The sequence below is a fragment of the Paenibacillus xylanexedens genome (assembly GCF_017874615.1).
GTDB classification, from domain to species: domain Bacteria; phylum Bacillota; class Bacilli; order Paenibacillales; family Paenibacillaceae; genus Paenibacillus; species Paenibacillus xylanexedens.
Genome location: NZ_JAGIKV010000002.1, coordinates 361819 through 387621 on the forward strand (window position 1 = coordinate 361819; position 25803 = coordinate 387621).

The following is a 25803-nucleotide window of genomic DNA, read 5'->3' on the forward strand; positions in this document are numbered from 1 at the left end:
CAGACCATTCTCGTTCTAATGCTGCACCAGCTTTCCGTTTTCCAAAAAAAGAACCCGGCTACAGAGCGGCAAAATCCGCTCATCATGCGTAACCATCACTGCACTCTTGCACTGCTCCTTCACGAGCCGTGCAATCATGCCGACAATATCCAGCCCTCGCTCCGCATCCAGGCTGGCTGTTGGTTCATCCGCGAGCAGAACAGCCGGATCGTTCATCAAGGCCCGTGCAATGGCGACCCGCTGACGTTCCCCGCCAGACAGCTTCTCCGCATACGCTTTCCGCCGATGGGTCAAGCCTACCGTATCCAACAGCTCATCCACACGTTTCTCCGCCTTGTTTTTATCCGTTCCAGCGAGCTTTGCAACGACCATGAGTTGTTCTTCTACTTTCAGATACGGAATGAGGTTGGCACTTTGAAAGATAAAACCGAGTTGCTGAAGCCGTACATCGGATATATCTTGTTTGCTTTTGCCCATAATAGAAGCCCCGTCCAGAAAAACCTGTCCTTCCGTTGGTTCAAGAAGTGCTCCAGCAATGGACAGGAATGTACTTTTGCCCGAGCCGGAAGGCCCCATCACAGCCACAAGTTCCCCTTCAGCAACCTCAAGGTGCAACTTGTCCAGAATCGTCCGTTTACTGCCACCATCTTCAAAGGTCTGTGTAATTCCCTGTAATACCAATCGGTTTCTCATGCTGCAGTCCTCCCAATCGCATCAAGTGCATCAATTTTGGTAACCTTCCACACCGAGAATAACGAACCCGCCACAGACATGAGAATGAATAATACACAGGTCAGTGCGAGGGTAGATAAACCTAATTGAAACGGCATCGATGCTGGCAAGATGGACTCAAACAGTCGAACCAACAGCACGCTGATCACCAGACTGCCAATCGACAGAACCAAGACTTGTAACGAAACGCTGCCCGCCAAATAAGCATTCCGCGTTCCGATGGCTTTTAATATCCCGAACTGACTCGTTTTCTGAATCGTGATGACATAGAAGAATACCGCAAGCACAAACGCCGAGATGACATATAGAAAAGCGATCATCATGAGCAACGATCCCTGCTCTTCCTTATATCCAGGGATGGCCGATACGGCATCCGACTTTGTGATGACTTCCGTATTAGGCATTGCAGTACTCAAGCGGTCTACCTGCTCGCCCCCATCCTTGATAGCAATGGCATTGTAAATCGGAGCATTGGCATTGGTGTCTGCTGAACCTTGCGAAGTTCGTGAACTTCCCTGGAGTGCGAGCCATTCCTGTTCATTCAGGAATACCACCGGGGAGTGACTGAAGGACTCATTTTGTACAAATCCACCAACGGTCCATTCCGTTCCTGTAGCTTGATCGACCAGAACGGTACCAATCGTCACACCGGATTCAGCTAACTTATGATCTACCACAACCTGCCCTTTTGTCTGATCCGTAATCGGAGATCCTTCGGTAACGGTTGGAGCAAGCCAACCTTCCGGGTTAACCATGAACAGCGTGACATCGATCTTTTTTGTGTCGCCGGTTGGACTGACGGTTGTCATTTTCACACCTAGTGGCTCCGCGTTCTCTTGCCCTACCACGGAGCGTGCTTGATTAAGCTGATCCTGATCCACTTGTGACCGGGTAAACCGATGATTCGAATCCTGCTCCAGCACAAAGTGGGTTGCTGCCATATTTTTGACCGAAGCTGCGTTATCATACGCCAGCCCCTGTGCAAGACCTGTAACAAACAGTACCAGAAATGAAACCAGTACCATGATTGTAGCGATTAAGGCATAGCGCCCTTTGGCATACCTCATTTCCCGAATAGCCAAGTACATGTTCTGTGACCTCCCTCTTGATAACCCAAGTATAGGAGGCGAAAATGAACGGCAAATGAATAACAGATTACATCTGCGGAAGTGTCACCGTAAAGACCGTACCCTCAGGCGAACTGGAAACCTCGATTGTACCGTCATGAATTCGGATAATTTTCTGCACAATGGCAAGTCCAAGCCCTGTTCGTCCGGAAGAACGTTCACGCGCACGATCCACCCGATAGAATCGATCGAACAGGAAAGGCAGATGCTCCGCAGCAATTCCGTCTCCTGTATCCCGAATCTGAATCACACACTGGTTATCTGTCTGCTCGGCATGAATCTCGATGCTTCTTCCCTGTGGTAGATGGTTCACCGCATTGCCCAATAGATTCATCCAAACTTGCATGAGCAGCACTTCATTGCCGACAAGCTGGATGGATTCGGGCACCGATATCCGAAGCAGAAGTTCTTTTTCTTCGAGTTGCCATTGTAACACCTGAACCGCTTGTCGGAATTGATCTCGCAGAGAGAACTTTACCTTGGAAAGATCTTCGTTGCCTTGTTCAAGGGAAGACAGGAGAAGCAGTTGTTTGCTGAGCAAAGAGAGATGACGGCTCTCCTCCTCAATGATCGATGCATAGTGCTCCCGCTCCTGTTCAGGCAGATCCCGATCCGCCACCAATTGGGCAAAACCCTGAATCGAGGTCAGCGGTGATTGAATCTCATGCGATACGTTCGATACAAACTGCTGTCGCGCCTGATCTACCCTTTCCAATTCACGACTCATGGTCATGAAATGCTGGGCCAACTGTCCAATCTCATCCCGCCTTGCGGTAGGCAATTTCAGATTATATTTTCCTTGCGCAATGCGCTTGGTTGCCTCGGACAGACGTTCAATGGGATTGACCAGATAGCGGGTACTGATCAGAAAGATCAGGATACTAATACCTATCGTAAATGCTCCAATCAGCGCAAAAAAGATTCGCAGCTCACCGAATTGCAGAATTACATCCGGGCGCATAAAGAGAGCGTAATTGGCATTGCCCAACTGTAGATGAACACCCACGGTGTTACTTAATTGATTATCGAAAAAACCGGTAATGAACGGTTTACTTGGAAACTGGGCGACGCCATGGTATACCTCACCACTTAGCACCAGTTCTACAGCTTGCTTTTCCAAATCTTTCTCGCGGAATTCACGGCCGTAGAATTGGTCGTTGCCTTTTCCATCCGTCACATAGATTTCGTACCCGAGTGCGGCGGCATTGTTCAAATACTGCTCCATCGTGCCGGGTTCCTGTTCCACAAATTGCTTCATTTGCGTCGCGATGCCCACCAGCTTCTCATCATTAAAATCCTTGAGCTTTGCATGATAGTAGATGTTGGACAAAAGAAAACCAAGCATGCCGCTGACCATAATCACGGCAATTGTAATGAGGAATACCCGGACGTACAAGGTTCTCAAGGTGCTTTCACCTCCATCTTGTAACCAATACCCCGCACAGTCTGAATGACAAAATCTTCCGTATAATCGGCAAAACGATCACGAAGCCGCTTGATGTGCACATCAACGGTACGGTCATCTCCTTCGTAGTCTGCTCCCCAGACGAGCCGAATGAGTTCATCCCGCGAGAACAAACGGCCCGGAAACTGGGCAAGCTGTGAGAGTAATTCAAATTCTTTCATCGGCAAAAAGAGAATGGATTGCCCATCGGTAACCTCCACATTGTTACGGTCAATGACGATCCGGTTCATACGGATGATATCGCTGGATGTGCGATGGTACCGACGAAATAACGCCTTTACCCGGTAGACCAATTCTTCCGGTTCAAACGGCTTGGTCACATATTCATCTGTTCCTTTCAAATAACCATCTCTCTTGTCAGATAGCTGATCTCGTGCCGTCAGCAACATAATTGGAATGTCGTAATGCTGCCGTATGTAATCACATAACTCCAGTCCATCCATGCCGGGCATCATGACATCAAGGATCGCCAGATCGATCGGCGTTTCTTGCATCAGTTTGACCGCTTCCAATCCGTCCTTCGCTTCATGAACCCGATACCCTTCCTTGGTCATGACATGCCGCAGGAGTGCTCGAATATTGGCATCATCGTCTGCCAGCAGCAGATGTTTCATAAGGTTGTCCGCCCTTCTATGTAACGAGTACATCTCACTTTGATCCTGCACAGATGGTAGCATAAAAGCAATCTCATTCGCCAGCACATGCATGGAGATACACTCGACATGTTTATATTTTCTTAAATTTGGTTGACACTACTAAGAGGCACAACTATAATAAATTCATAACATATGAACAAACGCTCATATATTCATTTGTTTGTGATTAACCATCGCTAAAGATCATTTATAGCCACAGTAGAAATCATATTACATAACGGAGCTTCGCTCCAAAGGAGAGGATTTATATGTCTGGACATCATCAAAATCATAACCAAGGGCACGATCATGGACACAACCACGCTCACACCACCAATAACAAGAAAGTCCTGTTGTTTTCCTTCATTATTATTACCATCTATATGATCGTTGAAGCCATTGGTGGATTCATCACCAACAGTCTCGCGCTTATCTCGGATGCAGGTCATATGTTGTCCGATTCCATTGCGCTCGGGATCGCTTTGCTGGCGTTCACCTTTGGTGAAAAAGCGGTGAATACTGGCAAAACGTACGGATACAGAAGATTTGAAATTTTGGCCGCTACGTTAAACGGAATTACGTTAATCGCCATTGCACTCTACATTTTCTACGAAGCGATTGGGCGTTTTATCAACCCGCCAGAAGTCGCAACCGTAGGCATGTTAATCATCAGCGTCATTGGATTGCTCATCAATATTCTGGTGGCCTGGATCATGATGCGTGGTAGCGATACAGAGAATAACCTGAATATGCGCGGGGCTTATCTCCATGTCATCAGCGACATGCTGGGATCGGTTGGGGCCATTGCGGCAGCCCTGCTCATGATGTTCTTTGGCTGGGGTTGGGCCGATCCACTGGCGAGTGTGATTGTCGCGGCACTGGTATTGCGTAGTGGTTTCTATGTCACCAAATCATCCCTTCATATCTTGATGGAAGGTACACCGGCCAATGTGGATGTGAATGAACTGGTGCAAACCATCAAACAAGTCGATGGCGTCAAAGGTGTGCACGATGTGCATGTCTGGTCCATTACCAGTAACCTGAATGCGCTGACCGCTCATATCGTGGTGGATGGAACGATGGATGTCTATGCATCTGAGATTCTGGTTCAGAAGATTGAACATATGCTGGAGCATAAAGAAATCAAACATGTGACGCTCCAAGTGGAGTCCGAAAAACATCTGCATGACACCTCGGTACTATGTACGGTCAAAGGCGACGCACCAGATGCCCATGCGCATCATCATCATTGAGATGGGTATAAAATATAGCTGCAAACAAAAAAAGGGCAGATTCCCGTTAAAGGGAGCGCCCTGTTTTTTGTTTAGAGAATTTCATTTTTTGCATGAGTAGAAAATAGAATGACCTTTACCTTATCGCAGCAGGCTTTGGACTACCTGTATTTGGAGAGTAACTTCTCTTTCTTCTGATCAAATTCATATTCTGATATGATATTTTTCTCTTTTAATTCACCCAACTGCAGCAGTTGTTCATGCACATTCACAGGGGTCTTTTTTCTCTTGCTTGATATGATCAAAGCTAGGATTGAGAAAAGCAGACCATACAGTCCAGCCAGAAGTCCCAAAACTGCCGCTACCTCCGCACCTTCTTGCGAACCATCTAAAAAAACTGCTATCAATAAAAAATTGAGTACGAACCAAATAAGACTGACGATCGATAATGCTTTCAATGAATATTCCTCCTATAGGTTATGTATGTCTCTATTCAAAATCAGGAAAGGTCGGTCAGAAGACTAAACATCTGCATCAATTAAATTATAGTCATGATCAAACTTTGCATGAATCCGATGTCCACCAAATAAATCTCCATCTGAACATTCACAGTATATATGGTCCACTCGTAATTCAATGTCTAGCAACGTTATGACTCTTTCAAAGTCTTCTGTGGTTACGTCATATTTCCCAGCATCTACATCATCCCAATTTAAATTCTCATCATCTTCATCGTATTCAGGCCAAAAATCATTTTTATAATCAATTAAATGCTGTGCTATCTGTGTCTTAGCCCTTTTTTCAAATTCATCAAACTGACAGATTAGTTTTTCTGCTCTACTCATCAATTCATCTACATTAGTGCTTTCATTCTCAAGCTTTAAACTGTAATATACTTTCCCTTCCGTATGCTCATAGGAGTTAAATTCTTCATTGTACATAAAAGAGCCTATTATTCTACTACTAATTGTCATTTCCATAGCTGATTACCTTTCTCTTCAATATATCTAAATCAATATTCCATATCATATTCATACCTCACCAATATCCTTTTACCTACGATCAGATTTTTTCTTTCACTTTTGAAAGTTACCATAAAGTACCCGGACTTGATCACAGTTCAATGGCTCAGTAAAAGGTACTTCCAGGAAGTATCCAAGCTGCCACTGCTGGGTTTTGTGAGCCTGCTTACTTGTTGGCTTGTCCCAAGGCGGATATACACGTATGGCGCGCTTGCCACCTTTGCCTTGATCCGATATGATATCTCGCTGTAACAATACATGCTTTGGAAATACAAATTGACCAAAGTTGCTGCCTGTGCGCGTACTAATGACATACATATCTGCTGGATCTGATACATCATATGGCTGTGTCGATCCATCCTCACTCCGCTCCCACAGGGTAACAAATTGTCCAATCTTAGTTGGGGTGGTTTTGGCAACACGAAATCGAATGGAGAGAGAATTTAAGGTGAATACATACGCCCCGTATTCAGCATTTTGTGCTTCTTCATGTGGTTGTGAGCAAACAAAGCCACACTTGTCATAGATAAGTTCTTTACTGGCATGTAAGTCGCCATGAAGCATCTCGGAGGTCGTCCAAGCATTTGGACGATTCAAACTACTTTTGTTATCCAACTTGTGAAATCTCTCCTGTCTTGTGCGATAGCTGTAAAAACTTTGTTAGTTCAAAGTTCCTGACATAATCGCTTCCATTCCTGCCATGCCTTCAAGTATTCAGGCAGATCATCCGGATGATGCTTGTTACTCAGTCCAATTCGGCAATATAGATGGATCAGCGCTTCCTCTATCAATCTGTATTTTTCCATTTTCACTTGTTCCAGAAGTTCGAACGTAGCAAATAATGTTTCGGTGTTGATATCATCTGGCGAGGAGCTAAAAGCATACAAGAAATCATAGAGGATAGGTCCAACCATTGGAGATGGGTCAATGACGCCGATGAGTTCATTTTGAGCAAACACAAAATTATGGACCCCCGTATCGCCATGTAAAAGAAACTTCTCTTCTTGCTCATGAAACAGGTGATCCACTTTGGATTGAACCAGATTATAATCATCTGTCGTTAAAACACTTCCGATATTCATCTTTGCTTCATTAGTACTAATCTGATTGAATTCTTTCCATGTCCTCTGTGGGAACTCTATTCTGCCCCATGATTTCGTATCTGTAGAACGCACATATGTATTGAATAACTCTTTCACCAGACGAGTTAACCAGTCTCTTTTCTGGCCCCGGTTGAAATGGGTCGTACCTTCCATATACGTATAAATGAAATAAGTGTTATCCGGATCAGTCAACAAAACTTCAGGCAGTAACGAAGAATTCTTATACGTATCCAAAAACTGCTGGGCGATGTGAATCTGTTCGGGTTCATCTGATTTCAAAATATAGTGCTTATTCAAACTTGTTCTCAACCGATAAACACGTCCAGCTGTGGTACCTGACAAACTTTGAATTTTAGATATTTCTTCGTTGATATGATGCATCTTGAATAAGTCATTGATCTCATTAATCGTTGGATTAATTAACATATGGTTCTCCTCATAATAACTAGGATCTGAATTCATTTGGTAAACATAAGGTGAGTTTAGATTCCAATTGCACAGTGGGTTGGGTTATCTTTCAAAATGGCTCGTTCTTCTTGGTTGGAGCTAAAAATATAATCTGGATACTGGTTTGCCATGGGTGGAAGCTGATCCTCGGGGAAAAACTGCAGATCCTTCATCTCTTCATTATCGGGCGTGAGTTGCCCAGATCTGATCTCGCATTCAAATACGATAGTCAAATATTCAACCTGATGACCATTGCTGTATGTAAACCGTCTGGCTTCACCCCCGTATACTCCAATAATCTTCTCCGGTTCAACAACTAGACCTGTCTCTTCCAGTGCCTCTCTTACCATCGCTTGCGCCGGTGTCTCACCAAGCTCGATTGCTCCAGCAATCAGCCCCCAGGTTGATTCGTTATGTTTACGACCGAACAGGATCTCCCCTTGTTCATTTCGCATAATCCCAGCTACACCTGGCATAAAAATAAGCTCGTTGCCGATCTTGTCCCTAAGGTTTTTGTAATAGTCTGACATGCCCATACACAGTTACCTCCTGTCTTCTATTCTCTGAATTCCCTTCCATGAATGATCCATTGTACGGCATCCCAAATATCCTCTGCGATATAATCAGGTTCAGTCTCCGTCCATTTGTCTCTGAATTTGGTTAATGAAGATTCCCCCCAGCCTGTTCTCACCATGATCTTGGTCGCTCCTACGGCATGGGCAGCAAGCATGTCTGTATCTCCTACATCTCCAATAACTATGCATTTGGATAAATCCAGACCGAGTTCCTCTGAGGCCTGTAATAACATTCCGGGCTTCGGCTTTCTGCAACTGCATTCTTGCTCATGCGGACATATATAGGAATGATCGAATCCGTACTCGCGAAATTGCTCTTCAAAATCCTCAACACTTGCTTCTCCACGCGAGATTCGGTATTGATTCGTAAAAGCCAGCACCATAATTCCTTCTCGTTTTAAATGCATAATTGCTTCTTGAGCATTTGGGTATAATCTGAAATCTCTCGGATGAATAAAATGACCTGTACCACCGATTGTTCCATCTCTGTCTATAAAAACAGCTTGTACGTTCCCCTGTGGTTTCATCATGGTCTGTTCCTTTCTCAGAAAAATTTCAAGTCGTGTCGTTCATCTATACTTTCTCATCGATAATATGCTTGCTACCATCTTGCTGCTTATGGTGTTGCAATTTTTTAATTTCAGTTTTCAGATAGTGCACTTCTTTAATTAGTACATCCAGCTTCTTCGATGTTTTGGATGAATCTATCGCATAACGTACAATTGCAGCAAAGATAAGAACGACAATTAAACTTATAATTGAGATCACTATAGTCCAGATAAACTCCAAAATGGTGTCCAACTCCTTGCTGTCAAAATAATAAGTCATAAAACTCTTTCGAAAACCAAAACCATATGATCCCCAGGATAACCATAATGGTGCCTAGTACTTTTAATATTATTTCGATATGTTTAGGGATATCACTATTAGGTGGGTTATCTTCAAACTCGTAATTCGGTTTAATTTTTCGATCTCTGATCAGAACAAATATTTTGTATAGAAAATCAGGAAAGAAGTAACACGCAATGCCCACGACAACTACGGGAGTAGATAAATAACCAAACGTACTGGTGGTCCATTCCATCTCTATTTCCTTCATATTCATCCTCTTAGGCTCTCTCATTCTACCTCTACGAGAATGTCAGCACAGCGCACAATCAGCTCAGGCATATTCTCTCCATCAAATAGAACATGAAGCTCATATCCGTTATCGATTCGATACAGCTCTTGATATAGCCAGTAACTGCCTACAATCCCACCGTCTTGCTTGATGATTTCTGGCGCAACCAGCGTAAGTTTATTTATGTTGGTGAAGCCCCCACGGGTGTCAAAACGAATGACCACCTCATTACCCGTCAGCAGTTCTGTCACTGTACAATCATGGTATTGAATCCGCCCATGTATTTCATCGGAAATATCCTGTGCTAAAATGGCTTCCCTGTATTCATTCGATACACGCTCCATCTCTCTCCTATTTTCTTCACTCTGTTTCTTTAACTGTAGCATTACTTCTCTCGTGCAATAACCCAACGTAAATACACGGATATCCGCAATTTTCTCATAGATTTCTTTAGGTAAACGCTCTTTCTGGTTTTTGCAATCCCATTCCAGATTGCTTTTAAACTCTTGCTTGTAGCTCAACTCATCAAAAGGAGGCCTCACATCATAATCTGCGATTATTTTTTCGATCCGCTCTTTTTCTTCAGCAGGCATCTGGTATATTCTTTTATCGTCTTCCAATATTTCATTTCCACTAAAGAACTTTTCAGCAGGCACAAAAACATGGCCATTTTGCTCCAGCAAAAAACGAGGATCTGTATTATACATCTCACGCTGAAACTCTACATACTCTTTTTCTTTTCTTTTATAACGTCGCAGGAAAAGTGCTTCGTCCAATTCGTAAGTTCCTCTATGTACCCTCATCCCAAAATGAAGTCCGGTCCGCTGACACAGCTCATACCATTCTTTCGTTCGATATTTCATATGCATCTCTCCTGCTAATTTTTAGGAATCTAAATCTATTTTGCTATTGAAGCATAGACCTTTTTAATTTGTGACGAGAATTAAGCTGCACCTGGAATTCGTGTGCGTTTAAAATAAGCTGTTAATGGTTTAGGATGTTTTTTGACAAAATCATATTCAACAATTGTGATAGCGATAACATATCTCGTAAAGCCTAGCACCTCGACCACTTCAGATCGATCTCCTGCATCAGGCTCCTCACCTTCTGGGAATTCTCCATCTGGGTCATCAATCAATTGCTCACTAAATGTTAAGCGAGCCACAACATAGGACATGATGTTAGCCTAGTGCTCGTTGTACTGCTCCTTTATCCTTATCCACTGAATACACTCTTCTTCTGTTGGAGGAGTACTGTTCAAATCTTCAAGAACAACCTTCCGTGCTTTAATAGAGTCCATTAAAAACCCAGCTTCATAGTTGGCATGTGCAGTAAACTTGATATGCGGTTTTCGCTTAATAAGCTCATCAATCACTTCTTTATACCAATCGCTTGTTAAACATTCTTCAAGTGTTTTCATCGCTAGTCCCCCAGAAATACAAGATTTCTCTTTCATAGTCAGTCTTAATTAAACAAACGCACAAGTCTACATTAGAGTTTGAAAGAACTTCCGTTTTACTACTTTTTTATGGCATGCTGCCCATTCATTTAATCCCTTTAAACCTTCGGTCTCCTAGCTTTTTTCGAAATAAAAACATAAATCCATAGGAACTAGCCATTTTCCATGGAGCTTAATGCCGATACGTTCGTAATTCATATAGATGCACTGAATTTGAGATGCTTCATATTTCTGGTTTTTCGTAGATATCACATAATCGCTTCCCATAGTAATACTCGGATTGGTGGAAAATAAACGTTTGATAAGAATGATAATATATACGAAAATAAAGATAATCATAACCATTGTCAAGTAACTTAATATCCCTACACGGCTACCGGAAAAATTCCTGAACAAAAAAATTCAAGGATCAGTATAACTACTAAATTCAACCTGCCCCGTGGATATGTAGTCAAATATTTGATAATTTGTCCCTCCCAAATCACTTGTTGATATCTTAAATGCGTTTCGCTAGGTCTTCTGATTGTAAAACTTCTAACTTGGCTGGAGGGATGCTTTCTTGCAAATCTCCATTCATCACATCCATTGCCTCCCATTCGACGAATACAACAAAGTTTTCCGTAAGTCGGGAGTAATCGGACCAATTCGTCGTTTCATTGAGGTCATACGCGACTTCCTTCCACAATCTCATTCCTTCCTCCCACCAATCTCCGTTGCTACGCCAATACATAATAAGAGTTCTAAGCTTCTCAATTAAATCATGATTCGTAAGTTCTTGTTGATCAATTCCAGGATGCTCTCCTGAATTCCAAATGTTGTAATAGTAATCTTCGTTTTCATCTTTCTCTTCAACTTGTTCTTCTCTTATTTCTTGCAAACCTGGATCAAAAATAGGTGAATATACCGTATCAACTTCATCGTGTAAGTAGATGGACAGAAAACAATATCTTTTGTCCGATTGATTTTCACAGAGAACATCAATAATCTCTTTCACGGCCAGAATGAGTTCCTTTTTCACCGTTTCCCGGAGTATTAGAACTTCTTCAGGTGGCATCTTCACATAAATCACACCTTTGGTTCCATCTAACACTCGCTGGAGAATTCCTTGCTCATCATATTTGAAATAGGTGAGAAGAAGGTGATCAAAAAGAGCATTATTTTCGTATTGAGGTTGATATACTTCTACAAGTCTGTTGCTTTCATAGATATAATCCTCATACTCTAATTTATTGAATCGAGTAAAATACTCAACTGACCGACAGATTAACCCGTCTTGTATCAAATATTCCTTGACTGAGTCCAATTCTCCATCGACATACGTTCTTGTCGTTATATGACTTTCATCATATGTAACATACGTGTAGCCATCAATTAAATCGTCACAGGCCAAAATCCGTATTCTACCTTCATCATCAAACTCATAATAGGTATCTGTCACTTCATACGAGATATCTCCAGGAATTTCACCTTGGCGCGCATACCAGTACGGAGAAATGTCATACCGTTTACTTGTCGTATATTCTCTTCTATGTACCCGTGCTTCTGCTTCTTGTTTGTAAGATTGATACTGTTCTTGTGCATCTCGATTAAGCTTCACATAATATTCTTCGTTAATCATTTGTCTCACACCTCTTTCATTAATAAGCCTCTAAACTTCTGAATTTCTCTAGAAACCTTCATATCTCCTGATCTCGAATTACATCTTCCCATCAATCCGCAGCCATTTCGACGGAGCCTTCTTGGCAAAATGCTTTTCAACAAAATCCAAAATATCATCAATCCCAGGCAATGCCGCATTTTCTTTAGCTTCGTCAAACGTCATCCATTGGTACTCGGTATGTTCATGATTTAACCGGACAACTTGGCTTTCATCCACATATCCTACGAATACGGGAGCGGTATAGATATACTCCCCCATGGGTGAATAATATTGTTCGAATTGATTGGCAGAATACAACTGTACTTCCGTAATACCTGTTTCCTCATGAACTTCTCTGAGTGCAGCTTCCCATGCCTTCTCGCCCTTTTCTATCCCGCCGCCAACATAACACCACTCGTTATGCAACATACGACCAGCCCGTTTCAACATCAGTACACGGTATTGATCGAGGCTTTTCTTTAACAGAACTACAGCCACGCCTTCACAACGAATGGGAACTGCCTGTTTCACGTGATCTGCACCATCCACCTTCTCGTGCCCCTCTCTTCAACTTTCCTGAGAATCGAAATCATCCAATACTTTAAACTTATCCCCGTGGATTTTGTCCAGATGCTCTTCTCCCCAATAGCATAGATGATCCAGGGCAGGCTTGAGTCCCCAGCCGTAGTCCGTTAACTCATATTCCACTTTGGGAGGTACCTCTGAATATACCTTGCGCTGCACAATTTCATCCTTTTCCAGACCTCTGAGCTGTGTTGTCAGCATCTTCTGTGTAATGTCCGGTATTAACCGCCGAAGCTCCGACGTGCGTTTCCGTCCGGTCATCAAATGATAAATAATCAAAGGCTTCCACTTCCCACCCATTACTTCCAAGGCCGCTTCCACGCCTACTTTATATTTTTTTGGAGCACTCGTTTCTCCATGTTCTGTCATTTTTGAACCCCTCCATAAATAGGCTATATCCCAAGTGAAAATATAAACTTTTGCTACTCTTCTTTCTATTATTCAAACCCATTTCGAGCCATCCATTTAGGGTACTTTAATGTTCCTATGGTACTTCAGTCTTCCTATAGAACATCAAAGTGCGTACTTCCAGACGTTTTCATACCTGTTTATAATAGCATCAGCCACCGATTTATGGCTACAAGACTGCAATCCAGAAAGGTAGTGAAAGATAAGATGAACGTACTCGTTGTAGTATCCCACCCAAGAAAAGACTCCTTGACCTTTCAGGTAGCTCAACGTTTTGCACAGGGTCTTACCGATGCCGGTCACGGTTATGAGATATTGGATTTGCATGGGATTGGCTTCGACCCAATTCTCCGAGAGATGGATGAACCAGACTATACCCAAGAAAATCAGGTGTTCTCGCCTGAGGTTGAAACCGAGATGAAGCGATTGAAGAAACACGATGCTGTGGCTTTTGTGTTTCCTCTCTGGTGGTGGCATCTGCCAGCCATGTTGAAAGGTTATGTGGATCGTGTCATGAACAACGGATTTGCCTACGGCGCGAACAAGCTCCCTCATCAGCAGATATTGTGGATCGCTCTTTCGGGTGTGACGGAAGAACAGATGCATAAGCGAAACTATGGTCAATCGATCGCCAACCTTCTCAATGTGGGGATTGCCGATTATTGCGGCGTGTCCCAATCAAGGGTTGAGTTTATATATGAAACGTTGGAATCCAAGCCTGAGCATTATGAGGCACTGCTGAACCATGCACATCACTTGGGACTGAACTATGCCAACGATATTCCGACTCCATGATCGTATGAGAAAAAAGGTATGACCCGAATATGAATTCTGAAGTTTTGTGGTACGTTCAATGGCGAATCACTATGCTTGAACACGGCAAAAAGGTCGCTCCGAAGAGCGACCCTGCCTGTGTGCCTTGCATTATTTTACTGTCGAGAGAAGAAACTTCTCCAGCATAGTGATATCGGTAATACTATGGTTGCAAGCTGTGTTATCCATGCATACGTACTGGGCAATGGAAGAAAAGTTGTCTGGCGAATGAGCCTTGGTCTTCACGTTGAAGAATCCAAGTTCCTGATGACGATGACAGAACATGCAGTACCCTTTTTTGTTCGTGGGAGTAATCCGTCCCTCAATACCGAGGAATCTGCCTTCGTGCGGGTACACGATGAACAAACGGCTAGTCGCAATGTCAGTCCATCTCAGATAGGTTGTATGTGCGTAATCGATGGATTCGAGATCGGGCACTTTGAGCTTCTTGGCTTTCGGAAACAGCTTTTGGATCTGCTTTGCCGATATTTGCGGATATGGAATCAGATATGATTCCAGCTGGTTCAGATAGGTCTGCAACTCATGTATCTTCTCATGCGTGGATAACTGCTCCAGCAGTTGCTTCTGCTCCGAAGTGAGTTCATCGAAGATGCTCACCGCATTTGTGCCGACCGTATAACGGACGGTTTCCAATACTTTTGGATCCACAACCGAGCGTAGCGTTTTGAGCAGGAAATCAGCTTGTTTTTGAATATAATTAAATTGATGATTCTGAATAAATGGTGTTTGCATGGCGTTCAGCCCCTTATTTTTATTGGAAGAACAAATAAGGTGCAAAGCCTGCGGGATGAAACGTTATGTTGATATTGATTTCAGGGCAACAATCTCAATTTGTCGCGCCCTACACAAAGTCCGCCCCTATTCAGGCTTTGCGTAAGGCTTTCTAGCGAACGAGCAATCCGGCATCATCCATATTGCCACGTCATAACCCCCAATACGATAGATATATCGAAATTATAGCAGGGCAGCATAGTGTAGGCAACGAGCTTCGTTTCAATTTCCTCTTTTCAAGAAATATAATTACATCTTAGGCTTTCTTCCCATTTTCCACGAAATGATCTACTGCTGACTGCTCAATGGCCAGCCCTTCCGTGTAACGCTCCATGAACAAGGCAAATCCATTCACGTCCGCGCTATTTGGAGAAACCTCTTGTCCTTCTGCATCAATAAACACCTTAGTAGTAAGGTACTCCGCCAAACCCTCGTGCTGCTGCTTATTAACCATGTAGGAAGCCAAAATAGCCATTCCCCATGCGCCACCTTCACCAGCGGTAGACATGACCGACACGGGAATATTCAGTGCGGATGCGCACATTTTTTGAGCGACTAGTGGGGTTTTGAACAATCCGCCATGCGCCCAAATGTGCTCAATCGTTACGTGCTCCTTCTGTGTGAGAATATCCAGCCCGAGTCTTAGTGCAGCAAACGCAGCAAATAGATGGACTCTCATAAAGTTTGCCAGATTGAAGCGGCTCTCTGGAGAACGTACGAACAACGGACGACCTTTTGCAATTCCTGTAATGTTCTCGCCTGAATAGTAGCCATAGCTCAGTAAGCCACCGCCATCAGCGTCAGCTTTCAGTGCTTCATTGAACAACACATTGAATAACTGGTTCATATCGGGCTTCTGTCCCATCGCCTCATAAAACTCACGGAACAAGTCGACCCAGGCATTAATATCGCTGGAGCAGTTATTCGCAAGAACCATAGCCACAGGATTGCCATCAGGTGTGGTCACGATGTCAATCTCAGGGTATACCGTAGATAGGTTTTTATCTAATACAATCATGGCAAAAATCGATGTACCTACGGAAATGTTACCCGTACGTTTTTGGACACTATTCGTAGCAACCATGCCTGTTCCAGCATCGCCTTCCGGAGGGCAAAGTGGAATATTGGATTCCAAGTTACCTGATGGATCTAACAGTCGGGCACCAGCTTCACTAAGATATCCGGCATGTTCACCTGCAGTGTACACTTTAGGTAAAATATCTTTAAGATTCCACGTGTAGCCTTTGTCGGCAATTATATCGTCAAACTTCTTCAACATATCTTCATGGTATTCCAGTGTGGATTCATCAATTGGGAACATACCTGAGGCATCCCCTATACCAATAGCTTTACTGCCAGTTAACAGCCGATGTATGTAACCCGATAACGTCGTAATATAATTGATGTTCGTAACATGCTCTTCTCCGTTCAAAATCGCTTGATACAAATGTGCGATGCTCCAGCGCTCTGGAATTTTAAACTGGAATTTCTCGGTTAGCTCTGATGCAGCCTTCCCCGTTGTGGCATTACGCCATGTACGAAACGGAACCAATAACTCCCCATTTTGATCAAGTGCAATATAACCCTGCATCATAGCAGAACATCCGATTGAGCCAATTTTTTGTATCGTTACACCATATTTTTTTTCAATCTCTTGCTTTAAATAATGATAAGTTTGTTGCAACCCATGAATCATTTCATCGATATGGTAAGTCCAGTAACCGCCAATCAATTGATTTTCCCACTCATAACTGCTTGAACAGATGGTATTAAAATGGTGATCCATGAGTACAGCTTTGATTCGTGTGGATCCAAATTCAATGCCTAGCGAAGTTTCTCCCCTGACTATTGCTTGTATCAAGTTTTGATCCATCATCGTATTCATCCTCTCTGAATTTGGAATTCACCCGAGCTATTTATACTCTATTGAAACCCTCGCATCTTGAGTGGTATTTGCCGGGATGTCACACTCGACCATTAATGAAGTCAACTTATTAAAGATAACTCTTTATCCAACTTCAACTGTACCATTTTATTCAAATAAAGGTAATACACTACATATATGCAACGTTCTTTTTCCATACACCAAAAAGAAGCCACCTCCCTGGCCTTCCCCAGTTCAGTGACTCCTTTTTCACACCCCTATTCTAACCCCTACATTCAACTACTCCTTAACAGCACCAACCACGATCCCGGTTACAAAATACCGTTGCAGGAACGGGTACACAAGCAGGATCGGCAGTGCGCTGATAAAGATCTGCGAAGCCCGAATCGTCCGTTGGGACAGGTTCGCTACTGCTTCCGGATCAAGCTTCGACATATCAGCCTGCACGATGATCGTCTGCATGAATGTCGCGAGTGGCAGTTTTTCCGCATCACGGATGTAGATGATCCCGTCAAAGTATGCGTTCCAATGCCCAACCATCATGAAGAGCGAAACCGTTGCAATAACGGGTACCGAGACAGGCAGATAGATTTTGATAAACGTCTTAAAGTGCCCTGCGCCATCGATAAATGCCGCTTCTTCCAGATCCTTCGGAACGGTACGGAAGAAATTCAGCAACAGAATGATGTTAAATACCGCAACCAATCCTGGCAGGATCAAGGCCAGCAATGTGTTCATCAGTCCCAGCTTCAGAATCAGGATATACCCCGGAATGAGGCCACCGCTGAACAGCATCGTGATGACAAAATACCACAGATAGATGTTACGTGCGCGGAACACTCGCGTCTCTTTGGAGAGTGCATAGGCTGCAATCGTATTAACGATTAACGCAAGTCCAGTACCAAGTACCGTCCGCTCCACAGATACCCATAAGGAAGAGAGGAAATTGGTATTGGCAAATGTCTTCGCATACGCCTCCAGTGTGAATCCAATTGGCCAGAACGTGACGAGACCAGCATTTGCAGGTGCGGATGCGCTAAGTGATACCATGAGTAAGTGATACAAAGGCAGCAAGCAGAGCAGTGAAAGGATGGTCAGTAACACATTGTTGAATATGCTGAATATGCGGTAAGGCATCGTTTTATGATACATTCGTTCGTCATCCTTTCTAGAAAATTCGATATCCGGCGAATCGGTAAGCCAGTCGGTACGAGATCACAATCAGGATCAGGCTGATGACCGATTTGAACAGATTCACAGCGGTAGCGAAACTGAACTGCCCACTTAACAGACCTTCTCTATACACAAACGTATCGATAATATCTCCTTGTTGATAAATCAACGGACTATATAAGTTAAAGATCTGGTCAAAGTTCGCGTTAAGCACATTACCCAGTGCCAAGGTTGCGATTACGATCCCAATGGGAATCAGTGCCGGGATGGTAATATACATCGTTTGCTTCCAGCGTCCTGCCCCATCTACTTCAGCTGCTTCATAAAGTGCAGGGTTAATGCCAGACAGTGCCGCTAGGAAGATGATTGTGTTGAATCCAAACTCTTTCCAGACATCACTCGCAATAATTGTGAATCGGAACCAGCTGCCATCCCCCAGGAAGAAGATCGGTTTGATGCCGAATACCGAAACCAAGAACTGATTGACAATACCCGTCTGGGCCAGAATGTCGATCAGAATGCCTGATAGCGTAACCCAGGACAGAAAGTGAGGAAGATACACGAGCGTTTGAATCGTTCTTTTCAGCGCCATCTTCCGTACCTCATTAAGTAATAAGGCGAATACAAACGGAATAATCAGGTTCATGACAATCTTGGAACAGGCAAAGAACAACGTGTTCCACGTAATTTGCAGGAAATAATCATTTTCCCACATGTACCTGAAGTGTTTCAGTCCTACCCATTCGGAATTGAAAAATCCCAGCGCAGGTTTATAATCTTGAAATGCCATCAAAATCCCGGACATCGGAATGTATGAAAATATAAAGACCATAATGGCCGCCGGCAACACCATAAAGTGCAGAATCCATGGCTGTTTGTAGCGTTTTTTTCTCTTTTTATCCAGCTTGTTCCCAACGTTTTCCTGCGGGATCCGCTTACCCTCCAATTTAGCCTCCATAGCGCTTCTCCTGTTCCCAAAAAAAGTTTTTGTGTGTGATCGGGTTCTCTGATATAAATAGTATCAAGCCATACTGAGGTCTGCTATATAACATTGTTAGGCTTGATAGTGTTTTGTTAGGGCCATCCTAGGAAGAAGTTGTTTACACACGAATTAGAAGGAGACTTTTTATGCATATATGGAAGCGCTTCATGTTTTTTCAAGGTAAGACCCGATCCCGATTCAGTCTTTTTGCCAAAATAAACTTGTTAATTGTGGTCTTGTTCATCCCCATTCTAATCATGTACACCTACTCGAATAACGTCACCTATGATGTCGTCAGCAAAGAACTGCAGATCTCCAACACCAAACAGCTCACGTTTCTGTCCAGTCAGATCGACTCCCGAATCAATCAGATGATGGATTTCAGCCTGATTCTCTCCCGAGATCCCAATGTCAGAGCATTCAACGGCCTTAACATGTGGGATGATCGATATGACCGGATGCAGACCCGTTATGTGATACAAGAGAAGATGACGCTGCAAACCGGCGTTACGGATATATGGCCCACCCGATATGCAGTGCATTCACAGCAGAATAAGGATGTCATCGCCAACTACAATCGAACCACAGGATATGATGAAGCGTATTTGAAAAAAAATATGAGCGGACAATGGACCTATGGGGACCAGGGTGCGGAATCAAAAGACAAGCTGCAATCCTTCTATTGGTTCTTTACCGATTCCTTGGCACAGCCGGGGATGCTCACGGGAAGTAATCTGGTGATTGAAGCCAGCTTCAGCTATGAGAATATTCAGAATATGCTGGATACGTATAAAGCAGGCGGACAAGGTGATCCTTTCTTATATCACAAAGGAAATTCACCCATTCTCAATCGCAGCGCGGACAAGCAATTATCCGCAGAACTCATTCAGTATCTGGATACGCATTCCCCAGAAGACACAACACAAGATGTCGTGAAGCTGAACGGGAAGAACTATCTGGTTAGCTCTGTGAAGTCCACTTATCTGGATTGGCATCTGGTGGACGTGATCCCGCTGTATCAGATTTTGAAACCCATCTCGCTGAGTCAGAATCTGTTCTACACCTGTATGATTATGCTGTTGGTTGTGGGCATCTCTGCTTCAATCCTGCTGTACCGAAATGTTCAATATCCGATCAAAAAGCTGATCAAAGGCTTACGCCGTGTAGAGCAAGGGGATTATTCCGTCCGACTGTATAGCAAAAACCAGAACGAGTTCTCATTCCTGTTCCGCCGATTCAACGATATGTCCCATCAGATTCAGGATCTGATCGAGAATGTTTTCCATGAGAAAATTAGAGCCCGGGAAGCTACGCTGAAGCAATTACAAGCGCAGATCAATCCGCATTTCCTATATAATTGTCTTGGTTATATCATCAACATGGCCCAGATGAAGGACGAGCAAGCCGTGGTCTCCATGGCGCATAACCTAAGTGCGTATTATCGCTACACCACCCGTATGGAACGGGAGACGTCATCGCTACAAGAAGAGATCAAGCTGCTGATCAACTATCTGGATATCCAGAAGCTGCGCAATGGTCGTATTGAGTATCACATCGATATCCCTGAGGATATGCTTGCCCAGTCGGTGCCACGATTAATGCTTCAACCGATGGTTGAGAATTCCGTCATTCACGGCGTGGCGAAGTCCTATTCTTCCGGGGAAATCCGAATTACCGGGGAGCGCTTGAATGGTTTTGGCAGAATATATATCGACGACGATGGTCCTGGCCTCAGCCCAGAACAGTACGAAGCGCTGAACTTGAAGATGCAGGAACCTTTACAAGAAGAAATGGGCTGCGGCCTTTGGAATACGCACCAACGAATCACGCACCTGTTCGGCAGTCATTCCTACCTCCTATTCGGCCCATCCCCACTTGGCGGATTCCGAACCGAAATCATCTGGGAGATACCAAAAGAGGATACAGATTCCGATAAAGGTAATAACGATACAAATTAATATCGATACTAACGATAAGTTGATATTTGATTTTGAACGAACCATTTACACGTGAACGCAGAGGACAGAAAAAACCTGAAGAAGCAAAGTGTTCGGAAGTGTTCTCATGAACCATTCTGGAAAGAATGCCTCATCGGAGCATACGCTTCGCTTTTATTAGAAATTCAACCTTTATATAGGGCTTGTTTTAAAATAAAGGGTTATACTTTACGTGAACCAAAGCGAAGGATTGAAGGGATTCTGGAGAAGCGAAGCGTTCGCCTTTCAAGCACCATTTTAACCATCCAATCTTCAAATTCAGAAAATGGGGCTTGAACAGCGATCGAAAGAAACCTTCAAATCCGTAGCGGCCTCGTTCACAAGAAGCATCCATTGATTTTAACTCTTAAGACTTATATACCACCAAGGAGACACTACACCATGCAAATGATGATCGTAGACGATGAAGCACACTGGGTCGATAACCTGTCCATGACCAAGCCCTGGCACACGCTGGGCATCGAACATGTGCATAAAGCATACTCGGCACACGAAGCACTTCAAATGATTGACACCCATCCCATCGATATCGTGATCTCAGACATCCAGATGCCCGAAATGACAGGCATTGAACTAATAGAACGCATCCGCATCCGGGACAAAAAAATAAAATGTATTCTATTATCCGGATATTCCGAATTTGATTACGCGAAAAAAGCCATCCAGTTCGAAGCCGTAGACTATCTGCTCAAGCCCCCGACAGACGAGGAATTAATGGGCGCTGTGCAGAAAGCCATCGATCAATTGAACAACGAATGGGAAATTGTCAGTTCACTGACACGAACGCAGTTTACGTTGCGAGAGAATCTCCCCCATTTGCGGGGACGACTGCTCCTAGGAGCTTTACAGGGACAACGAATCGCCGCTGCGGAATGGGATCGGAAGCTCGCCAATTACGCTCTGCCCTTTCATACCGGGGATGCCGCATTAATGCTCGTACGGCTGGAAGAAGAATTCGGACACTATGACAGCAATGATCAGACACTGATCGAATATGCAATCATCAACATGGCGGAAGAGATTATGGGTGAGTTTATGGAAGTGTGGGGCGTCAAGGAGGAGCACGGATATCTAGTGTTTTTGCTTCAGTTTAAAGATCGGAAAGGCGATATTGGCAAAGAAACCATTCTGGAGAAGCTGTCCATTCAGCTTCAATCCAAAGTAAAACAGTTTCTGAAAGGCTCCCTCTCCATCGTTATCACCGAGTGGTTCACCTTTCCGGATCAGCTTTACGATCGCTTCCGTCAGGCTTCCGCTTATTTCCGGCAGATCGTTGGAGACGAACGCGAATTCGTCATGCGTGTCAGCGATGTCGAGACACCTGCGGCACAAGGTCCCTTGGACGTACTGTACACCCCGCCCACCTTTATTAGTTTGCTAGAGAGCGGACAGTGGGATGCAGCGGAAGAGAAAATACGCGCGGTCTGCGCAGAGCTGGATGAGAAATGGTCGGAATCCTGGGAGCATTGTATGGAGGCTGGTTTTCTTATTACGGCTTCATTCACCAATATCGCCCACCGGAACAAGCTGACTCTGACCACATTAATGGGCAATGATGTCGAGGGTTTGCAAAGTGGGGAAGTTTTCGCTACCATCAGCAAACTGCGAAGATGGTCACTTAGTGTGCTTGGCAAACTCAAAGAAGGCACGTCCAACGAGATCAAGGACATCCGTTCCGAGTATGTGAAGAAGATTCAGGATTTTACAGATAAGAACCTGCATCTGGATGTGTCTTTGCGTGTGCTCGCTGACCATGTCAATCTGCACCCAACCCATTTGTCCAAGATCTATAAGATCGAAACCGGCGAAGGCATCAGTGATTATATCTCGCGCTTGCGCATGGATCGGGCCTGCCACAAGCTAGTCACGACCACCAAAAAAGTGTACGAAATCAGCATGGAGATTGGTTATATGGACCCGGCTTATTTTATCAAGGTGTTCAAACGCCAGTTTGGCGTTACACCGCAGGAGTACAGAGACCAGCACAAATAAAATGACTGAAAACCGCTCTTTTTGAACATTCACTAATAGAGTCCTATCAAAACTAAAAAACTCATATAGATGCACTCCCGCACAAATTGGTACAGTTATACTGTAAAGATCATACACCGTAGGGGGATTGAACAATGATCAAATTCAAAAAAACATGGTGGTCACTGCTCATGGTTATCGCGCTCATCACGATCACTGCGTGCGGCAGTGGCAAGACAGCCAGTGACAATGGTAATAATACGCCGGGAACTGTCGGCTCAGCTGAAGCAGAAGCTGCTTTTGCCAAAGGAAAATATGACCCACCCATCGAGTTCAGTTCGGTATTGATGCCGAAGAAATACGTGCAAGGAGATACCAAAGAAAATAACGTGCACGATCGCTGGATGCTCGAAACGCTGGGTATGAAGCATAAAGATACCTGGTATCCGGCCAATGACGATCAATACAGACAAAAGCTTCAACTGGCTATCGCTTCTGGCGAGACGCTGCCTGATTTCGTAACAGTACCCACCAATGCGGTACTGACCAATCAGCTGATCGACTCCGGTCAATTCATCGCCATTGATGAGTTGTTCGACAAGTACGCGAGTCAGACCCTGAAAGATCATGCAACAGCACATCCTGAACTGTGGTATCCGTTCACGAAGGACGGCAAGAAATACAACATGCCGATCATGGAGTACACCGATAACGACGATACACTGCTCTGGCTCCGCGAAGACTGGATGGAGAAGCTGAACCTGGAAGCTCCAAAAACCATCGCAGACCTTGAGAACATCATGGACAAATTCAAAAACGAGAACCCGGACGGTCTGTCTCCAGACAAAGTATTCCCACTGGCAATCTCGCTGAAAAATAACACCAACACCTGGATGGGCCAACTCGACTGGTTGTTCGGTGCTTATGGCACAATCGAGGAGCAATGGAACAAAGACGCAAACGGCAATCTGGAGTACGGCTCCGTTAACCCGGGTGCGAAACAAGCCCTTGCCAAGCTGGCTGAATGGATGGATAAAGGATATATCCATACCGACTCCGCCCTGTGGGATGAAGGTAAATCCGCTGAAAGCTGGACGGCTGGCAAAGCGGGCATTCTGCCTGGCGCAAACTGGGTTCCGGACTGGCCTGCACCTGACCTGCTCAAGAACGTACCTGGCTCAAAATATAAAGCTTACCCTGTTCCAGCTGGCCCAGACGGCAAGATCGGTACGAAGTGGCAGAACTCTGGTGTCAACGCAAGTATCATGATCAACAAGGATGCGAAGCATCCAGAAGCCATCTTCCTGTACTACAACTACTTGCTCGATAACCTGGCTAATCCGGCTGCGGGCAGTGAGTATGAATATGGCTTTGCCAAAGGTTACGACTGGGACATCGTTGACGGCAAACCAACCAGTGACAAAGAGAAGATCAAAGACTTCTCCAACGAGTTCCCGTTCCTGACAGGGCCAGCCCGTATCCCGGATCTGTTCATGAAAACCCTCGTGAAGCTGGCTGACGGCGAGAAGCCCGAAACGCCTTACGAGAAACAAATGGCCGAATTCCGCAAACCGGAAAACTGGTATGCAGGTAAAGTCGTAATGTCGCAAATCGACATTCGTAAACAGAACTACTTTACTGGTGCTGCAACACCAACCATGGTATCCAAATGGAACCTGCTCCGCCAGTCCGAGATGGAAACCTTCAACAAAATCATCTACGGCAAACTGCCAATTGATGCCTTTGACCAATTCGTCGCCAACTGGAAATCCAATGGCGGAGATCAGATCACGCAAGAAGTGAATGAATGGTTTAAATCGGTAAGTGCGAAGTAAAGATTGGATTTTGGAAAAGTAGAACGTTAAAAACCCAGCCGAAGCGTTAAGTTATACGCTTCGGCTGGGTTTTTAGGTTAAGATCGGGGTCGCTCCCCATTACTTTTGGGTCGCGTTAGTGGATCAAGCCTTCGTATCAATCTCCTCCGGCATCGACACACCTAGCAAGGAAACCGTGAGCTGAATGCCGTCTCTTAGCCCTTTCATGTACAACCGCTCATTCTCTATTCCTTTTCTGACAATATAACGATTCTCCCACTCGGCATATTCAGGTGTCTGTTCAACATCCTTACCTGCAAACAAAGTTTCAAATGCTTTGTCTGTTTCCCCACGTACCCGATTAAGTTCAGGATCATGCTCGATCTGGGAAGACACCTCTTCCAGCCTTGCCTGAATCGCTTGTTGCATCCACGATGGAAAATCCATTGTTTCTCCTCCCCTATGCATTATGTACCTCACCCATCATCGTACAACTCGGTTATTCCTCGCCTTCATTTCACTCACTCGGGTCACCAGTTCATCCACCCTTCGGCTCTGTTCTTGCACTTCGGGGTTGTCCCACAACGGAATCGCTTGCTTCAAGGATGCCTCTCCAAGCTGATTAAGCTTGCGCCGTTCCTCTTCCAATAAGTCAAGCAACCGGCTCATACATCCACCTCTCTGATGGGTCTAAACTGCACCATGTCTTGTTAAGACTAGACGTGAGCAGTCATTTTAATGCGAATATCGGTTTATTTCATTTTAATTCGATATCCGCATTAAAACAACCATTATTTCTCATACAATTTGGTTGAAATGAGGGGTGT

The 25803-nt window shown here is 44.3% G+C and carries 28 protein-coding genes; 5 read left to right on the forward strand and 23 right to left on the reverse strand.

Features of this window, described 5'->3' with window-relative positions; translation table 11 throughout:
• Positions 1-15: 15 nt before the first annotated feature.
• From J2Z28_RS04025 to J2Z28_RS04040, 4 genes are all read right to left on the reverse strand, one after another.
• Positions 16-693, reverse strand: coding sequence for an ABC transporter ATP-binding protein (locus J2Z28_RS04025; RefSeq protein ID WP_211081269.1), 678 nt, complete (start codon positions 691-693; stop codon positions 16-18).
• A complete protein-coding gene (locus tag J2Z28_RS04030) occupies positions 690-1820 on the reverse strand; it encodes an ABC transporter permease (RefSeq protein WP_211081270.1) in 1131 nt (376 codons plus the stop codon). Before J2Z28_RS04030 ends, J2Z28_RS04025 begins: the two co-directional genes overlap by 4 nt.
• 67 nt (positions 1821-1887) lie before the next feature.
• Positions 1888-3264, reverse strand: coding sequence for a sensor histidine kinase (locus J2Z28_RS04035; protein WP_211081271.1), 1377 nt, complete (start codon positions 3262-3264; stop codon positions 1888-1890).
• A complete protein-coding gene (locus J2Z28_RS04040; protein WP_211081272.1) occupies positions 3261-3938 on the reverse strand; it encodes a response regulator transcription factor in 678 nt (225 codons plus the stop codon). The genes J2Z28_RS04035 and J2Z28_RS04040 overlap by 4 nt, the downstream gene beginning before the upstream one ends.
• Positions 3939-4228: 290 nt before the next feature.
• Between J2Z28_RS04040 and J2Z28_RS04045 the strand changes: the two genes are divergently transcribed.
• Positions 4229-5212: a cation diffusion facilitator family transporter gene (locus tag J2Z28_RS04045; RefSeq protein WP_211081273.1), complete on the forward strand. Its 984-nt coding sequence runs from the start codon at positions 4229-4231 to the stop codon at positions 5210-5212.
• Between the two features lie 140 nt (positions 5213-5352).
• On the opposite strand, the gene J2Z28_RS04050 is transcribed toward J2Z28_RS04045, so the two are convergent.
• The 13 genes from J2Z28_RS04050 to J2Z28_RS04110 form a co-directional block, all read right to left on the reverse strand.
• Positions 5353-5649 carry an SHOCT domain-containing protein gene (locus tag J2Z28_RS04050; RefSeq protein ID WP_211081274.1) on the reverse strand — a complete coding sequence of 99 codons (297 nt, stop codon included), beginning with the start codon at positions 5647-5649 and terminating at the stop codon, positions 5353-5355.
• Positions 5650-5712: 63 nt separating this feature from the next.
• Positions 5713-6171, reverse strand: a complete 459-nt coding sequence (locus J2Z28_RS04055) for a DUF2262 domain-containing protein (protein ID WP_211081275.1) — start codon at positions 6169-6171, stop codon at positions 5713-5715.
• A 96-nt stretch (positions 6172-6267) separates the two neighbouring features.
• Entirely contained in the window at positions 6268-6828 is a 561-nt protein-coding gene (locus J2Z28_RS04060; protein WP_211081276.1) for a MepB family protein, read from the reverse strand.
• Between the two features lie 50 nt (positions 6829-6878).
• Entirely contained in the window at positions 6879-7742 is an 864-nt protein-coding gene (locus J2Z28_RS04065) for a phosphotransferase (RefSeq protein ID WP_211081277.1), read from the reverse strand.
• A gap of 56 nt (positions 7743-7798) precedes the next feature.
• Positions 7799-8299 carry an NUDIX domain-containing protein gene (locus J2Z28_RS04070; RefSeq protein ID WP_211081278.1) on the reverse strand — a complete coding sequence of 167 codons (501 nt, stop codon included), beginning with the start codon at positions 8297-8299 and terminating at the stop codon, positions 7799-7801.
• Positions 8300-8319: 20 nt separating this feature from the next.
• On the reverse strand, positions 8320-8868 hold the full coding sequence (locus tag J2Z28_RS04075; protein ID WP_211081279.1) for an HAD-IIIA family hydrolase: 549 nt from the start codon (positions 8866-8868) through the stop codon (positions 8320-8322).
• Between the two features lie 281 nt (positions 8869-9149).
• Complete coding sequence (locus J2Z28_RS04080; protein WP_211081280.1) at positions 9150-9437, reverse strand: hypothetical protein; 288 nt, start codon at positions 9435-9437, stop codon at positions 9150-9152.
• Between the two features lie 20 nt (positions 9438-9457).
• Positions 9458-10321, reverse strand: coding sequence for a DUF4085 family protein (locus tag J2Z28_RS04085; RefSeq protein ID WP_211081281.1), 864 nt, complete (start codon positions 10319-10321; stop codon positions 9458-9460).
• 80 nt (positions 10322-10401) lie between these two features.
• Complete coding sequence (locus J2Z28_RS04090; protein WP_211081282.1) at positions 10402-10635, reverse strand: hypothetical protein; 234 nt, start codon at positions 10633-10635, stop codon at positions 10402-10404.
• Positions 10636-10644: 9 nt separating this feature from the next.
• Entirely contained in the window at positions 10645-10878 is a 234-nt protein-coding gene (locus J2Z28_RS04095; protein ID WP_211081283.1) for a hypothetical protein, read from the reverse strand.
• A 535-nt stretch (positions 10879-11413) separates the two neighbouring features.
• Positions 11414-12535 (reverse strand): hypothetical protein, encoded by a 1122-nt coding sequence (locus J2Z28_RS04100; RefSeq protein ID WP_211081284.1) that lies wholly within the window; start codon positions 12533-12535, stop codon positions 11414-11416.
• 78 nt (positions 12536-12613) lie between these two features.
• Entirely contained in the window at positions 12614-13105 is a 492-nt protein-coding gene (locus J2Z28_RS04105; protein ID WP_211081285.1) for an NUDIX hydrolase, read from the reverse strand.
• Positions 13106-13123: 18 nt separating this feature from the next.
• Positions 13124-13510, reverse strand: coding sequence for a winged helix-turn-helix transcriptional regulator (locus J2Z28_RS04110; RefSeq protein ID WP_211081286.1), 387 nt, complete (start codon positions 13508-13510; stop codon positions 13124-13126).
• Between the two features lie 246 nt (positions 13511-13756).
• Here J2Z28_RS04110 and J2Z28_RS04115 point away from each other — a divergent pair, with 246 nt between their 5' ends.
• Positions 13757-14344, forward strand: coding sequence for an NAD(P)H oxidoreductase (locus tag J2Z28_RS04115; protein ID WP_211081358.1), 588 nt, complete (start codon positions 13757-13759; stop codon positions 14342-14344).
• 129 nt (positions 14345-14473) lie between these two features.
• On the opposite strand, the gene J2Z28_RS04120 is transcribed toward J2Z28_RS04115, so the two are convergent.
• From J2Z28_RS04120 to J2Z28_RS04135, 4 genes are all read right to left on the reverse strand, one after another.
• A complete protein-coding gene (locus tag J2Z28_RS04120) occupies positions 14474-15115 on the reverse strand; it encodes a FusB/FusC family EF-G-binding protein (RefSeq protein ID WP_211081287.1) in 642 nt (213 codons plus the stop codon).
• 295 nt (positions 15116-15410) lie between these two features.
• A complete protein-coding gene (locus tag J2Z28_RS04125; RefSeq protein WP_211081359.1) occupies positions 15411-17027 on the reverse strand; it encodes a xylulokinase in 1617 nt (538 codons plus the stop codon).
• A 291-nt stretch (positions 17028-17318) separates the two neighbouring features.
• Positions 17319-18191, reverse strand: a complete 873-nt coding sequence (locus tag J2Z28_RS04130) for a carbohydrate ABC transporter permease (protein ID WP_100529640.1) — start codon at positions 18189-18191, stop codon at positions 17319-17321.
• A 16-nt stretch (positions 18192-18207) separates the two neighbouring features.
• Positions 18208-19170, reverse strand: a complete 963-nt coding sequence (locus tag J2Z28_RS04135) for an ABC transporter permease (protein ID WP_415841430.1) — start codon at positions 19168-19170, stop codon at positions 18208-18210.
• A 170-nt stretch (positions 19171-19340) separates the two neighbouring features.
• On the opposite strand from J2Z28_RS04135, the gene J2Z28_RS04140 reads away from it, so the two are divergent.
• The 3 genes from J2Z28_RS04140 to J2Z28_RS04150 all read left to right on the forward strand — a co-directional run bounded on the left by J2Z28_RS04140 (position 19341) and on the right by J2Z28_RS04150 (position 24997).
• On the forward strand, positions 19341-21152 hold the full coding sequence (locus tag J2Z28_RS04140; protein WP_211081288.1) for a sensor histidine kinase: 1812 nt from the start codon (positions 19341-19343) through the stop codon (positions 21150-21152).
• 420 nt (positions 21153-21572) lie between these two features.
• Positions 21573-23183 carry a response regulator transcription factor gene (locus J2Z28_RS04145; RefSeq protein WP_211081289.1) on the forward strand — a complete coding sequence of 537 codons (1611 nt, stop codon included), beginning with the start codon at positions 21573-21575 and terminating at the stop codon, positions 23181-23183.
• 134 nt (positions 23184-23317) lie between these two features.
• A complete protein-coding gene (locus J2Z28_RS04150) occupies positions 23318-24997 on the forward strand; it encodes a type 2 periplasmic-binding domain-containing protein (protein WP_211081290.1) in 1680 nt (559 codons plus the stop codon).
• A 123-nt stretch (positions 24998-25120) separates the two neighbouring features.
• On the opposite strand, the gene J2Z28_RS04155 is transcribed toward J2Z28_RS04150, so the two are convergent.
• Both J2Z28_RS04155 and J2Z28_RS04160 read right to left on the reverse strand, forming a co-directional pair.
• Positions 25121-25423 carry a hypothetical protein gene (locus tag J2Z28_RS04155; protein WP_211081291.1) on the reverse strand — a complete coding sequence of 101 codons (303 nt, stop codon included), beginning with the start codon at positions 25421-25423 and terminating at the stop codon, positions 25121-25123.
• 36 nt (positions 25424-25459) lie between these two features.
• Positions 25460-25645 (reverse strand): aspartyl-phosphate phosphatase Spo0E family protein, encoded by a 186-nt coding sequence (locus tag J2Z28_RS04160; RefSeq protein ID WP_211081292.1) that lies wholly within the window; start codon positions 25643-25645, stop codon positions 25460-25462.
• Positions 25646-25803 lie beyond the last annotated feature (158 nt).

Excerpts from the sequence above, each read along its gene's own strand:
- J2Z28_RS04025 (WP_211081269.1), bottom strand. The coding sequence starts at position 693 with ATGAGAAACCGATTGGTATTACAGGGAATTACACAGACCTTTGAAGAT.
- J2Z28_RS04030 (WP_211081270.1), bottom strand. The coding sequence starts at position 1,820 with ATGTACTTGGCTATTCGGGAAATGAGGTATGCCAAAGGGCGCTATGCC.
- J2Z28_RS04040 (WP_211081272.1), bottom strand. The coding sequence starts at position 3,938 with ATGAAACATCTGCTGCTGGCAGACGATGATGCCAATATTCGAGCACTC.
- J2Z28_RS04045 (WP_211081273.1), top strand. The coding sequence starts at position 4,229 with ATGTCTGGACATCATCAAAATCATAACCAAGGGCACGATCATGGACAC.
- J2Z28_RS04055 (WP_211081275.1), bottom strand. The coding sequence starts at position 6,171 with ATGGAAATGACAATTAGTAGTAGAATAATAGGCTCTTTTATGTACAAT.
- J2Z28_RS04065 (WP_211081277.1), bottom strand. The coding sequence starts at position 7,742 with ATGTTAATTAATCCAACGATTAATGAGATCAATGACTTATTCAAGATG.
- J2Z28_RS04070 (WP_211081278.1), bottom strand. The coding sequence starts at position 8,299 with ATGGGCATGTCAGACTATTACAAAAACCTTAGGGACAAGATCGGCAAC.
- J2Z28_RS04075 (WP_211081279.1), bottom strand. The coding sequence starts at position 8,868 with ATGATGAAACCACAGGGGAACGTACAAGCTGTTTTTATAGACAGAGAT.
- J2Z28_RS04080 (WP_211081280.1), bottom strand. The coding sequence starts at position 9,437 with ATGAAGGAAATAGAGATGGAATGGACCACCAGTACGTTTGGTTATTTA.
- J2Z28_RS04085 (WP_211081281.1), bottom strand. The coding sequence starts at position 10,321 with ATGAAATATCGAACGAAAGAATGGTATGAGCTGTGTCAGCGGACCGGA.
- J2Z28_RS04090 (WP_211081282.1), bottom strand. The coding sequence starts at position 10,635 with ATGTCCTATGTTGTGGCTCGCTTAACATTTAGTGAGCAATTGATTGAT.
- J2Z28_RS04095 (WP_211081283.1), bottom strand. The coding sequence starts at position 10,878 with ATGAAAACACTTGAAGAATGTTTAACAAGCGATTGGTATAAAGAAGTG.
- J2Z28_RS04100 (WP_211081284.1), bottom strand. The coding sequence starts at position 12,535 with ATGATTAACGAAGAATATTATGTGAAGCTTAATCGAGATGCACAAGAA.
- J2Z28_RS04110 (WP_211081286.1), bottom strand. The coding sequence starts at position 13,510 with ATGACAGAACATGGAGAAACGAGTGCTCCAAAAAAATATAAAGTAGGC.
- J2Z28_RS04115 (WP_211081358.1), top strand. The coding sequence starts at position 13,757 with ATGAACGTACTCGTTGTAGTATCCCACCCAAGAAAAGACTCCTTGACC.
- J2Z28_RS04120 (WP_211081287.1), bottom strand. The coding sequence starts at position 15,115 with ATGCAAACACCATTTATTCAGAATCATCAATTTAATTATATTCAAAAA.
- J2Z28_RS04125 (WP_211081359.1), bottom strand. The coding sequence starts at position 17,027 with ATGGATCAAAACTTGATACAAGCAATAGTCAGGGGAGAAACTTCGCTA.
- J2Z28_RS04130 (WP_100529640.1), bottom strand. The coding sequence starts at position 18,191 with ATGTATCATAAAACGATGCCTTACCGCATATTCAGCATATTCAACAAT.
- J2Z28_RS04135 (WP_415841430.1), bottom strand. The coding sequence starts at position 19,170 with ATGGAGGCTAAATTGGAGGGTAAGCGGATCCCGCAGGAAAACGTTGGG.
- J2Z28_RS04140 (WP_211081288.1), top strand. The coding sequence starts at position 19,341 with ATGCATATATGGAAGCGCTTCATGTTTTTTCAAGGTAAGACCCGATCC.
- J2Z28_RS04145 (WP_211081289.1), top strand. The coding sequence starts at position 21,573 with ATGCAAATGATGATCGTAGACGATGAAGCACACTGGGTCGATAACCTG.
- J2Z28_RS04150 (WP_211081290.1), top strand. The coding sequence starts at position 23,318 with ATGATCAAATTCAAAAAAACATGGTGGTCACTGCTCATGGTTATCGCG.
- J2Z28_RS04155 (WP_211081291.1), bottom strand. The coding sequence starts at position 25,423 with ATGGATTTTCCATCGTGGATGCAACAAGCGATTCAGGCAAGGCTGGAA.
- J2Z28_RS04160 (WP_211081292.1), bottom strand. The coding sequence starts at position 25,645 with ATGAGCCGGTTGCTTGACTTATTGGAAGAGGAACGGCGCAAGCTTAAT.